11 protein-coding genes are annotated in these 11,980 nt (G+C 57.8%); 4 read left to right on the top strand and 7 right to left on the bottom strand.

Features of this window, described 5'->3' with window-relative positions; translation table 11 throughout:
* Nucleotides 1-20: 20 nt before the first annotated feature.
* Together E2L05_RS08250 and E2L05_RS08255 are read right to left on the bottom strand one after the other, a co-directional pair.
* Nucleotides 21-1,115, bottom strand: a complete 1,095-nt coding sequence (locus tag E2L05_RS08250; RefSeq protein ID WP_133342476.1) for a sirohydrochlorin chelatase — start codon at nt 1,113-1,115, stop codon at nt 21-23.
* A 10-nt stretch (nt 1,116-1,125) separates the two neighbouring features.
* A complete protein-coding gene (locus tag E2L05_RS08255; protein WP_133342444.1) occupies nt 1,126-1,371 on the bottom strand; it encodes a DUF6732 family protein in 246 nt (81 codons plus the stop codon).
* Nucleotides 1,372-1,663: 292 nt separating this feature from the next.
* On the opposite strand from E2L05_RS08255, the gene E2L05_RS08260 reads away from it, so the two are divergent.
* Entirely contained in the window at nt 1,664-2,653 is a 990-nt protein-coding gene (locus tag E2L05_RS08260; RefSeq protein ID WP_133342445.1) for a glutathione S-transferase family protein, read from the top strand.
* Here the strand turns inward: E2L05_RS08260 and E2L05_RS08265 are convergent.
* Nucleotides 2,635-2,997, bottom strand: a complete 363-nt coding sequence (locus E2L05_RS08265; RefSeq protein ID WP_133342446.1) for a response regulator — start codon at nt 2,995-2,997, stop codon at nt 2,635-2,637. The genes E2L05_RS08260 and E2L05_RS08265 overlap by 19 nt on opposite strands.
* A gap of 141 nt (nt 2,998-3,138) precedes the next feature.
* Here E2L05_RS08265 and E2L05_RS08270 point away from each other — a divergent pair, with 141 nt between their 5' ends.
* The 3 genes from E2L05_RS08270 to cbiB are packed head-to-tail and all read left to right on the top strand — an operon-like array spanning nt 3,139 to nt 5,368.
* A complete protein-coding gene (locus tag E2L05_RS08270) occupies nt 3,139-3,507 on the top strand; it encodes a DUF1636 family protein (RefSeq protein WP_133342447.1) in 369 nt (122 codons plus the stop codon).
* A complete protein-coding gene (gene cobD, locus E2L05_RS08275) occupies nt 3,504-4,445 on the top strand; it encodes a threonine-phosphate decarboxylase CobD (RefSeq protein WP_243721913.1) in 942 nt (313 codons plus the stop codon). Before E2L05_RS08270 ends, cobD begins: the two co-directional genes overlap by 4 nt.
* Nucleotides 4,445-5,368: an adenosylcobinamide-phosphate synthase CbiB gene (gene cbiB / locus E2L05_RS08280; RefSeq protein ID WP_133342449.1), complete on the top strand. Its 924-nt coding sequence runs from the start codon at nt 4,445-4,447 to the stop codon at nt 5,366-5,368. Before cobD ends, cbiB begins: the two co-directional genes overlap by 1 nt.
* A gap of 623 nt (nt 5,369-5,991) precedes the next feature.
* On the opposite strand, the gene glmS is transcribed toward cbiB, so the two are convergent.
* The 4 genes from glmS to E2L05_RS08300 all read right to left on the bottom strand — a co-directional run bounded on the left by glmS (nt 5,992) and on the right by E2L05_RS08300 (nt 11,942).
* The gene (glmS, locus tag E2L05_RS08285; RefSeq protein ID WP_133342450.1) at nt 5,992-7,812 is read right to left on the bottom strand and encodes a glutamine--fructose-6-phosphate transaminase (isomerizing); all 1,821 of its coding nucleotides are present in this window, start codon (nt 7,810-7,812) and stop codon (nt 5,992-5,994) included.
* Between the two features lie 4 nt (nt 7,813-7,816).
* Nucleotides 7,817-9,190, bottom strand: coding sequence for a bifunctional UDP-N-acetylglucosamine diphosphorylase/glucosamine-1-phosphate N-acetyltransferase GlmU (gene glmU / locus E2L05_RS08290; RefSeq protein WP_133342451.1), 1,374 nt, complete (start codon nt 9,188-9,190; stop codon nt 7,817-7,819).
* Between the two features lie 93 nt (nt 9,191-9,283).
* Complete coding sequence (locus tag E2L05_RS08295; RefSeq protein WP_133342452.1) at nt 9,284-10,216, bottom strand: YihY/virulence factor BrkB family protein; 933 nt, start codon at nt 10,214-10,216, stop codon at nt 9,284-9,286.
* Nucleotides 10,217-10,289: 73 nt separating this feature from the next.
* Nucleotides 10,290-11,942 (bottom strand): PAS-domain containing protein, encoded by a 1,653-nt coding sequence (locus E2L05_RS08300; RefSeq protein ID WP_133342453.1) that lies wholly within the window; start codon nt 11,940-11,942, stop codon nt 10,290-10,292.
* Nucleotides 11,943-11,980: the final 38 nt, after the last annotated feature.

An 11,980-nucleotide genomic window follows, 5' to 3' on the forward strand; every position in this document is an offset into this window, starting at 1 on the left:
GTCAACCGCGAAACGCTGGGTCACGTCTTTGTCCTGCGCGCGCTTTCCGGGCCGTGAGGATGCTGCGCATGAGGATACGGCGCATGATGGTGATGATCATGGCCGTGATCATGATGCCCGTGGTGATGGTGATCGTGGTGATGGTGATCCGTCGCCTCCAGACGACATTCCCCTGTGCAGAACGTATCGCACAGCGCGCAATCAGTCACGTTTGAGCCTGGCGCACTCGCCCCCTGCCCTTCGACATGGTGATGATGGCTTTCCTGAACTGCGCCCACTTCGGCTTCGAACCCCAGAACTTGGGTCCGGTATTTGCACATGGCGCAGTTCGGCGGTGGCACTTCGCCCACCTGTTCGGTAACGCGTTCTGCAAACGTTTCGAGCACCTTGGGATGGTCGCCAAGGTAACCCGCCTTGACGAATTCCAGATCAGGGTTCGCTGCCGCAACGCGGTCTGTGAACCCGTAGATCCGATCAATCAAAATGCCCGAAAACAGGAAGTACGGGAAGACGACAATGCGCTTGTAACCAAGCTTGGTGACGTGGTTCAGGCACGGCTCGACCAATGGGAAGGTCACACCGCTATAGCCGACCTCGCACCAGCCAAAGCCCATTCCCTCCCATAACATGCGCGCCACTTTGGATACATTGCCGTTTGCATCGGGGTCCGATGCGCCACGCCCAATCACCACAAGGCAGGTCTCATGCCGCGCCACAGGGCCATCCGCAGCATCTGCTTGCGCCACCGCGGTTTCGATTCTGGCCGCCGCGGCCGCGATCATCTTCGGGTCCACGCCCAATTCGCGGCCGTAATGCACGTCAATTCCGTGGGTCGCGGAATATGTATTCAACACGGTGGGAATGTCATTCTTGGCATGCATCGCCGCGAACAACATGCCCGGCACCGCCAAAATCCGCTCGCATCCGGCGTCACGCAGACGGTCAAGCCCGTCGCGGATCACCGGGTTGGCGAATTCTAGATATCCGTAATCACACAGCCAATCCGGCGGAAGGTAATCTGGCAACTTGGTGGCAAGTTGGGCAAATTCATCGACAGCGGACTGACTGCGCGAGCCATGACCGCAGATCATCACGCCAGTTTTCGGGCGGGGCATGTCCATAAGATCAGCCTTCCTGCGGCTCGCGGCAATCGTCGGGCGACGCATCCGCCTTATCGCCGTTCGCCGGTTTTGATCCGGACTTACGGCGACCTTTCAATACACCCCAAACGCCCACCGCGATGGCAGTACCGATTGCGGCGCCGGCAACCCAGTGGTCGTGCCCTGCCAAACCAGCCATGTGGCCAGGGTGAGCTAAAGCCGGTACGGCCGTTGCGGCCAGAATGGCGGTGGTGGTGGTCAAATGTCGCATCGCATCGCTCCGATCGTTTTTGGGCCAGAGCATGCCGCAGTCCGGGCGTGCTGCCCGTCCCTGACGATGCGGAAGCGTCCCCCCTGCTTGGGTCGGAACCACGTCCCGCCAACCTCTCCGGCCGAATGGCGTCGTCTGCGCCGGTATATCAAGCCATTCGCGCCCTGCAATCGCCAATTCAAACCGAAGCCTACATGCGCTGTTGTGCGCAGACGCAGGGGGGATGCGCCCCTATCAGCGACGCCAAACGCATCAGAATTGCCTAACTTAGGGGTCAAAAGAGGAGTATGAGATGGGCAAGCTGGTTCAAGGCGAGTGGAAGAATGACTGGTACGACACCCAAAAGACAGGCGGGTCGTTCGAACGTGACACATCGAAATTTCGAAATTGGGTGACCGCTGATGGCGCCCCAGGCCCAAGCGGAACAGGCGGCTTCAAAGCGGAAAGCGGGCGTTACCACCTATATGTAAGCCATGCGTGCCCTTGGGCGCACCGCACAGTGATTTTCCGTACTCTCAAGGAACTGGAGCCCCATATCGCCATGTCTGTGGTGCATCCTGACATGCTTGATGACGGCTGGACATTTGACACCGGCTTTGACGGTGCAACCGGGGATACGTTGGGCGGACGCACGTTCCTGCGAGACGTATATACCGATGTAGATCCGGGTATCTCTGGTCGTGTCACCGTGCCGATCTTGTTCGATACGGCAACTGGTCAAATCGTTTCCAATGAAAGCGCGGAAATCATTCGCATGTTTAACAGCGCGTTCAACGCGATCACGGGCAATGCTGACGACTATTGGCCCGACGCACAGCGCGATGACATCGAAAAAGTAAACACGCGCATCTATGATACATTGAACAACGGGGTCTACAAGGCAGGCTTCGCGACAACGCAAGCCGCCTATGACGCGGCGGTGCACCCGCTGTTCGAGACATTGGATTGGCTAGAAGCACACCTGACGCGAAACCGTTATTTGATGGGTGATGCGTTGACCGAGGCCGACTGGCGGTTGTTCACAACCCTGATCCGTTTTGACACCGTGTATCACGGACATTTCAAATGCAACCGCCGCCGGATTGTCGACTACCCCAACCTTTGGGCCTACACCCGCGAGGTGTTTCAGTGGCCGGGGGTCGCCGAAACGGTCCATTTTGACCACTTCATCCGGCATTATCACTTCAGTCACGAAACCATCAATCCGAACCGGATCGTTCCTATTGGGCCAGTGCTTGACCTGTCCCAGCCGCATTATCGCGATCAGGTTCGGGCGGCATAGTGTTCGACCATGGCGGCAATATCATCGGGTCTGCTGCTTGCCGGAACGCAGGCACAGGCGTTTGCTACGTGATTGAAAATCGACCCATCCGAGAAAAAGCTTGCCGATGTGACGAACAGAATGCGCACATCCGGGCAGCGGTAGCTGGCATAGTCGGCTACCGCAAAAGCGCTGCCGTTTTCCAACTCGACATTTGAGATCACGATAGAAATACCACCATCGCGCAATGCTCCGACGGCTGTCTTCTGGTCATGGGCCACGATGACAGACCGACCATAGCGTTCAACATGGCGCTGCCAAACCGCTGCCAAATGCGGGTTGCTTTCGACGATAAGTAAAGTCATTCAGTCCGACGTGTCCGAAGTCCAACGATAAAATCTATGCACAAAGTTAAGCGCCTGAAGCGTTAAGAAGTGGTTAAGAGTCATGGCGATTAGGTTAACACCAACAGAACACAAGCAGAACACAAAAGGCGAAAGCGGCGCATGACAACGTGGATCACAGTCTGCAACACCTGCAAACGCGACACGTGGCAAGAGGGAACCGAGACCACCGACGGTGAGAGGCTTGCGGCGCTGGTCGAAGACGCAGCCCGCGATTTGGGAGGTGTCTCTGTTCGGCAGCATAGTTGCCTTATGGGATGTGCGGCCGCGTGCAACGTCACCATTCAGGCGGCGGACAAGCTTTGCTATACTTTGGGCAAGTTCGACGCGACACCGGAAGTGGCCGAAGCCATCGCCCAGTATGCTCAGTTGCATGCCCAAAGCGAGACGGGCCAAGTTCCCTACCGCACATGGCCTGCCGAGGTGAAAGGCCATTTCGTCACGCGCCACCCGCCGCTGCCAGACTCGTGACTGACACCGCGCCTCGGGATCATGGCGGCGGAATTGACGCTGCGGCAGCCACCTATGGCGGTGGGCGCAGTGATTGGCTCGATCTGTCCACTGGGATCAACCCAGTCCCTTACCCAATCCCCGATATGCCTGCCGACGCCTGGACAGCGCTTCCCGACCACACAGCCACAGACAAGCTAGAGAGTGCGGCACGCAGGTTTTGGAATATCCCCGATGAGGCAGCGGTACTTGCAGCACCCGGCGCGTCGGCATTGATTGCCCGAATTCCGGCGCTCGCGGCTTCTGAACAAGTCGCCATCCCCGGACCGACCTACAACGAGCACGCCGCAGCGTTCAGGGCGCAAGGCTGGCACGTTTCGCAGCGCGGCGGCGCAGCACAGGTTATCGTCAACCCAAACAATCCTGACGGGCGCATGTGGCGAGAGTCTGAATTGGCCGGCGCTCCCCTGACCGTGATCGATGAGAGCTTTTGCGACATCGCGCCAGACGCCAGTCTGATCCACTGTGCAACACACTCCGGTGTCATAGTGCTTAAGAGTTTTGGCAAATTCTGGGGACTTGCCGGGGCGCGGCTGGGTTTTGCAATTGGGGATCCCCGCTTGGTTGCCCAGCTTGCCGACTGGTTGGGGCCGTGGCCTCTATCGGGGCCTGCGCAAGCTATTGGAACAGCCGCCCTTTTAGACAAGCCTTGGGCCGTTGAAACCCGCGCGCGACTCGCAACCGATTCCGCCCGACTTGACGAGCTGATGATCGGCAACGGAGCGGAATTGGTGGGCGGAACCCCTCTTTTTCGCCTCTACGACACGCAGAATGCCGCCGCGTGGCAAGGTCGGCTTGCACAGCGGCACATCTGGTCGCGGGTGTTCCCCTATTCCGACCGATGGCTTCGTCTGGGCCTGCCCGGTGCCGAAGGTTGGAACCGGCTGGAGGCGCTGTAATGGAAGTGCACGCCGTTGCCCTGCTGTGCGCCATGCTGCTCGATGCAGTCCTTGGTGAACCCGACGCGCTGTGGTCCCGTGCTCCGCACCCCGCTGTGGTTATGGGGCGCGCGGTTGGTTGGTGCGAAAAGAACTTGAACAAGGGTTCCGCACGCAAAGCCCGCGGCGTCGCTGTCGTAACCGCGTTGGTCGTCGGTGCCGCCTTGATCGGCGTCACTTTAGCGGACCTGCCTCTCATCGGTTGGGCCGTTGAAATCACTCTTGCGGCGATCTTGTTGGCGCAGAAAAGTCTTGTCGAGCATGTACGTGCCGTCGCGACGGCCTTGCGCAAATCGACGAATGACGGTCGCAGAACGGTCGCCTTGATCGTCGGGCGTGACAACGCAGCCATGGATCCCCCGGCGATCAGCCGCGCCGCTATTGAAAGCGCTGCTGAGAATTTCTCGGACGGGGTTGTTGCGCCTGCTTTCTGGTTTTTACTGGGCGGCCTTCCGGGGATCATTGTCTATAAACTCGTCAACACGGCCGACAGCATGATTGGCTATCGAACACCGGAGTTGCGCGACTTTGGCTGGGCCGCCGCGCGTCTGGACGATGTTTTGAATTGGGTTCCAGCGCGTTTGACCGCAATCGTTTTTCTGATCGCCTTTCGCCGATGGCCAAATTGGGCCGCCCTGCGCCGCGACGCCAGCCTGCACCGCTCCCCCAACGCGGGATGGCCAGAAGCGGCCATGGCATTGGGCCTGAATGTGGCTTTGGCAGGGCCGCGAAGCTATAATGGCGAAATGCGCGACTTTCCCTGGGTGTGGGCGCGCGGCAAGCGCGAGGCAGGGCCCGCGGAAATTGACCAATCTGCCGATGTGCTTTGGCGCGGCTGGGTCGTTCTATTCACTGGAGTTGTGGTTTGTCTGATCCTGACATGATGTCGGTTTGACGTGGCGGCATTTTCGCCATCATGATCGTTCCGTGATTTTTCTGGCGCGGAGTCGCTGCGTTGCCCTTCCGCACCTTGGATTTCACAGTACCCGCTTGATTGTTTGAAACTGGGTCCTTCCGCCAAGCCTCTTTGTCTGAAAGAGGAGCGGAAAGTTCTCATCGTGAAGAAGTGTACGAAAAGCCCTCGATCTTTCCGATGGTCTGGATGAAGCCAAGCGACCTACGCCAGCTGGAAAAACTACTATGCAGGCAACTGCAAAGTAAGATGTCGCGACTGACGATGCTGGAAGAGAAAGACACTCGGGCCCAATGGTCGCGCCTTTGACGGCTCACGCCACTGACAATAACTCTTCAGACAGGGCATTCGGCTGAATACGGTATCATGGCCAACCAAATCGCTATCCAGGGGAAGTGGACCGCATACCAGACAGAACCCTATGTGTTCAGGACCGGCATCTGGCTGATCGGATCAATGATGATAGGCCGACTTTTCATTCGATATCTTGCAGATGTATACGTCGGCAATGAACTGTGAGCGTCTTTGAGGTCGGGACCGGCTTTGTGCAAACTGTTTTGTCGCGCCACAACCGCTGGTCAAACACCTAGGCCCCTACTCCACTGTAACCGACTTAGCGAGGTTGCGAGGTTGGTCAACGTCAGTGCCTTTAGCAACAGCTGTATGATAGGCCAGCAGCTGCGCCGGCACCGCATAGGCAATCGGTGCGAAAACCGGAGGGACTTTTGGCATCTTGATCCACTTCCAGACACCGTCGCTGGCCCGCTCCAACCCTTCGGCATCCGAAACCAAAAGCACCTTACCGCCGCGCGCCATGACCTCTTGCATGTTCGACACCGTTTTGTCGAACAGACGGTCCATCGGCGCAAACACCACCACAGGAACATTTGGATCAATCAGCGCGATCGGCCCGTGTTTCAACTCGCCGCTGGCATACCCTTCGGCGTGGATATAGCTGATTTCCTTAAGCTTTAGCGCACCTTCCAACGCCAAGGGGAACATCGCCCCCCGCCCAAGAAACAGAACATCCTGCGCCTTGGCAATTTCGGCAGCCACACCTGCAATATCAGAGGTTACCAACAGTGCCTGATTGACCACGCCGGGCACCGCACGAAGCGCCGCCAACGTTTCGGCCAGTGCCTCGGGTGACAAGGTTGCGCGGTCTGTCGCTGCTTTTACGGCGAGGGCTGCCAGAACCGTCAATTGACACGTGAATGCCTTGGTAGAGGCCACGCCGATCTCAACCCCGGCCCGCGTAGGGAGCACCACGTCGCTTTCTCGTGCAATGGAGCTTTCGGGCACATTCACCACTGACGCAATCCGGACACCTTGCGCCGCAACATAGCGTAACGCAGCAAGCGTATCCGCCGTTTCACCCGATTGGCTGACAAATATCGCAAGGCTACCGTCAGGCATCGGCGGTTCGCGATACCTGAACTCAGACGCAATATCGACTTCGACCGGCAGACGCGCCAGCTGCTCAAACCAATATTTTGCTGTCAGGCAAGCAAAATAGGCGGTCCCGCAAGCCACCATCGTGATGCGCGTGACGGTGGAAAAATCAATTTCGCTTGGCAAGACCACACCCTGCGCGCCTTCGCGTAAATACTCGGCCAACGTATCACCGATGGCAGATGGCTGCTCTGCCATCTCCTTGGCCATGAAGTATTTGTGCCCGCCCTTGTCCACATAACTTGTGTCGGGGGCCAAGGTTCGGATTTCACGAGTGACCGTGCGTCCTTGACCATCTGAAATTTCTGCGCCCTCTCGACGGACAACAGCAAAATCACCCTCTTCGAGATAGCTCAGGCGGTTGGTCAAAGGCCCAAGTGCAATAGCATCGGATCCGATGAACATTTCGCCATCGCCATACCCCAGCGCCAAAGGGGATCCACGACGCGCGGCAATGATAAGATCGGGGTGGCCGTCAAACAGCAGACACAGTGCAAACGCCCCTTCAAGCCGGTCCACCGTCTTCCGCGCAGCATCAATTGGTCCTAGCCCTTGTTCGATGTAGTGCTGTGCCATCAGGGCGATCGTTTCGGTATCCGTATCCGTGTTGTAGGTCAGCCCGGCGTCGGCAAGCTCGCCCCGTAGCGCACGAAAATTCTCAATGATCCCGTTATGCACGACAGCTACAGGTCCAGCCCGGTGAGGATGCGCGTTGCCGACCGTGGGGGCGCCGTGGGTTGCCCAACGCGTGTGCCCGATGCCTGTTTTGCCCGGAAGCGGTTCATGCACCAGCAGGTCTGACAATTCTGCCAGCTTGCCGGTTGCGCGGCGCCGATCAAGATGCCCTTCCTGCAATGTCGCTATGCCGGCACTGTCATAGCCGCGATATTCCATGCGGCGCAGCGCCTCTACCAGCATCGGGGCGACTTCGTGTTGCCCCAGAACCCCTACAATGCCGCACATTTGCCTACTCCGCCTTGTTTGGTTTGCTGGATTTGCCTGCTTTGATTGCCAAAAGCCGGGCCCGCAGTTTAACGGCAAGTCCCGCCTTGTTGTCCTGCCGTGCGCGCGCCAGCGCCAGTGCTTCGTCAGGTACATTCTTTGTGATGACAGAGCCGGAGGCGGTCATCGCCCGAGCGCCCACTGTGACTGGAGCAACCAGCATCGTATTCGATCCGATGAAGGCCCCTTCTCCGACAGTTGTGCGGTGCTTCAACACCCCATCGTAGTTACAAGTTATTGTTCCGGCACCGATATTCGTTTCTGCACCAACCTCGGCGTCACCGATATAGGACAGATGATTGACCTTCACGCCCTCGGCCAGAGCCGCATTTTTGGTTTCAACGAAATTGCCAATTCGCGCCTTGGGGCCAAGCCGCGTTCCCGGACGAAGCCGGGCATAGGGGCCGACAACCGCGCCCGTGCCGACCTCTGCACCTTCGAGATGCGAAAAGGCCCGGATCGTAGCACCGGACGCGACCCGAACGCCCGGGCCGAAAACCACGTTCGGTTCGACCAGCGTATCACGGCCAATTTGCGTATCGGCGGAAAGAAATACAGTATCCGGCGCTACCAGTGTCACGCCGTCTTCCATGATCTCGGACCTGCGGCGGGTTTGAAACACAGCTTCTGCCCCGGCAAGTTCGGCGCGGGTGTTGATGCCCATCGTTTCGGCCTCGTCGCAACGTACGGCAACGCAGTTCAGCCCGCGACCATTCGCAATCTCTACAATGTCTGTCAGGTAAAATTCACCCGCCGCGTTGTCATTTCCGACCGCAGAAACCAGATCAAACAAGACCGAAGCCTTTGCCATCACAACGCCCGAATTGCACAGGGTCACGGCGCGCTCTGCCTCGGTTGCGTCCTTGAATTCAACGATCCGCAGCAGGCGATCACCGTCCGCAATCAGGCGACCATACCGCCCGGGTTCTGCCGCATCGAAGCCAAGGATCACAACATCCGCCCCATCCGAACGAGCCTGCGCCATCCTGTGCAACGTGCTTGAAGCAATGAAGGGAGTGTCACCATAGAGGACAACCGCGTCGCCATCGAAACCGTCCAGCGCCGGAGCGGCTTGCGCGACCGCATGCGCAGTTCCCAGTTGCTCGGTCTGCGGGACCGAAGATGCGCCGGGCGCGATGTCGACCAAGGCCGCGTCGACCTGATCCGCCCCGTGCCCTGTAACAACCACGACCTGCGACGGGTTCAGCCCTGCACCCGACCTCAGAGCATGCTCCAAAAGCGGCGAACCGCCGATAGGATGCAGAACTTTCGGCAAGTCAGACTTCATCCGGCTGCCTTGACCCGCTGCAAGCACGATCAATGCTGTCTTCTGCGCCATGTTCCGCCTGCCTCTTCTCATTTCCGAATGACTTGTAAGCGGACGGTCAGAGGACGCAAGAGGGCGGGGCGTCACGTTGTCTTACGGATCGTTTCAGTTCGATTGGCCAAAACCCGCTGAGGCCATGGCAACCCCGGCAACGTCGCGCACGGTGCCCTGAGGCGTCTGATTGATATTCGGGTCGTCGGCGCCTTCCCGTTCCCGCGCGCGAAAAAGCTCGGCGTTAAGCGTTGCCCCAAGCAGTACGACGAAAATCGTGATGTACAGAAACATGAGCAGCGCAATCACTGCCCCAATGGACCCGTAAACCTGATTGTAGTTGCCAAAATTCGCCAAGTAATAAGAAAAGGCCCAAGATCCGATGGCCCAGACAAGGACGGTCAGAATGGAACCGGGATTTATCCAGCGCACCTTTGCGCCGCTACAATTCGGCGAAAAACGGTACAGCACCCAAATGCCGGACAGGACCACCGCCAGCGCGATCACCCAGCGGGCCACTTCAAGTGCAAACCCCGAATAGGGACCGAGTGGCAAAAACGCGAGAAGAACAGGAAGCACCAGCATCGTCAGGATGGCAATTGTGGCAACCAATATAAGCGCCAAAGTAATCATCACGGCCACCGCTGCCGCGCGCAAACCACCGCGCATCGGCGCATCGTAGATCGAATTGACCGCGCGTATAACAGCATCGGTTCCCCGCCGCGCCGACCAAAGCGCTGCCAGTGTCGAAATCACAGTGGCCCAGCCAAGCGCAGAACTATTTGTCCGCACCAATCGAGAAATCTGCGTTTCGATCAAGCTGAACGCATCCGGTGGCATGAAGTCCTGAACCAGAATCAGCCCTTCTTGCACGGTTTCCGGCGTCGCCAGAAAACCGAGCAATGCGATCACCGCCGCCAAACCGGGAAAAAGCGAAAGCATTGCGAAAAATGCACCGCCAGCCGCAACAAGTGACAGGTTGGCACGGTCCATGCGCCGTTTCATGCCCATTGCATAGCTAAACGACACTTTAAATTGCTGTTTCATCAGGTCAGCCCGGTGTTGTTCCAAACGTTGTACATTAGCGGGCTTTTTTCAAAAGTACGAGACCGGCAAAAGCTTAAGACGCGATAGCGCGCCGAGATTGGGCCACCGGTGTAGCATCCAGTCGGTCATCCACTGGCACCTCGTCAACCTGTTCCCCAATCTGGCCATAAGATTCGCCCAGAATGTCAGTGCGGGCAAAAGTGATCAGGGTTGCTCCGCCACTGATCGGTAAAATTTCACAGCGCACGTTTGTGCCATTTAAAAGCGTTATCTGCCCCAACCATCGCCCCCGGTCAGCACTTTGAAGAACCTTGGACCGAAGCACATCCCAATCGGGGCCAGACTGCGACAGGCTGCGCCAATGATGGCTTGCCTCAATGATTCCGAGGTCCAGGCCGATTCCATGCTCTTGCCAAAGCTCACCATAGACACGGTTCTTGAGCACAAGCGTGCCTGTCTGCGAGAATACAGCAACCCCAATATCAAGACTGTCGAACACCGCTTTGCTCAAGTCGATTTCCGACCTGAACGTGCGGGTCATTGAAACCTCGGACGAGATATCTTCGAATAAGTACGCCACAGCCCCATCCGGATGCGGGCGCCCACTTACCCGATAGGTTTGGCTGTTGGACAGATGCCAAGTTTCCTCAAACGTACCGTCAGCAGCCCCTGCCTCAAGCTGGGCGATCTGCATCCGCCAGCTTTTGTAATCCTTGGGTTCGGGGATCTTTTGTGCATCGCGCAAGGCATCCAGAAACGCATGCAAGGTCGGACGCGCACTAAGATGTTCCGCAGGAAGGCCGGTCAGGTCCACCAAGGCGGGGTTGAACAAGGCAAGGCGTCTCTTTTGATCAAAAATCGCAAGCCCGATACGCAGATGGGCAAAAGTCTTGGTCAGTGTCTGCACAAATTCTGTCAGAGCATTCTCGGCCCGCACAAGGTTGTCGATGGGTAACGCAAAATAAAGCGTTTCAATCTCACCGGGCAAAGCAATCAGGTCAAACCATAGCTGGCGACTGGGCTGCTTTTCGACAGCAATAGAGACGCGCTGCGTCGGCTTGTCACCGGCAGCCGCATCACGGGGATGTTCAACATGGGAAAAAACATCCGGTGGCGGCCATCCGATCAGCGCATCGGCACCGGCTATGGAGCTTGCTAGGCTCATATAGGTTCCGTTGGCCCAAATTATCGTCCCATCATGCCGTTGTTTCCAAGTCGGAATGGGCGAGCGTTCGGCAATAGAGCGCAGGGTAAAGAGTTCAGCGCGCAAGGCGGCAAGACTATAATGCGCCACGACCCCTGACCTGCTGTCACGAAGCGGGTCTGTAACCGAAATGCGAATTTGGCCAGACCGGTTTTCCGCAACAAGGCGCAAACTATCGGGATCATCTGGCACTTCGGCCAATTCAAAGCGATCACCGGGAAGAAAATTGTCCAATCGCTCTGTAAGACCCTCGAAGCGCTGGCAAAAAGCAATCACAAGACGTGCAAGGTCGTCGGCCTGCGCAGGCTCAGTAGGCAATTGGCTGCGCGCTGCTGGCGTCGCATCGATCAAGGTGCCGCCACTGAATAAAAAGACGACATCCTCGCCACGCAGATCTCTGTCGGGCGCTGCTAAACTACCGCCCCCATTGACCGCAGTGCGGCGCGACAGGGCTATCACGGAAACAGCAGTCACAAGACTGCTGATCGCGGCTATTGCAATGGCTTCTGGAAGAACCAGCATATCAACCTTACCCAAAGTGGCTTCTAGATCAAGGTTCT

Origin of the sequence: Meridianimarinicoccus aquatilis (assembly GCF_004358675.1) — a bacterium.
Classification (GTDB): domain Bacteria; phylum Pseudomonadota; class Alphaproteobacteria; order Rhodobacterales; family Rhodobacteraceae; genus Meridianimarinicoccus; species Meridianimarinicoccus aquatilis.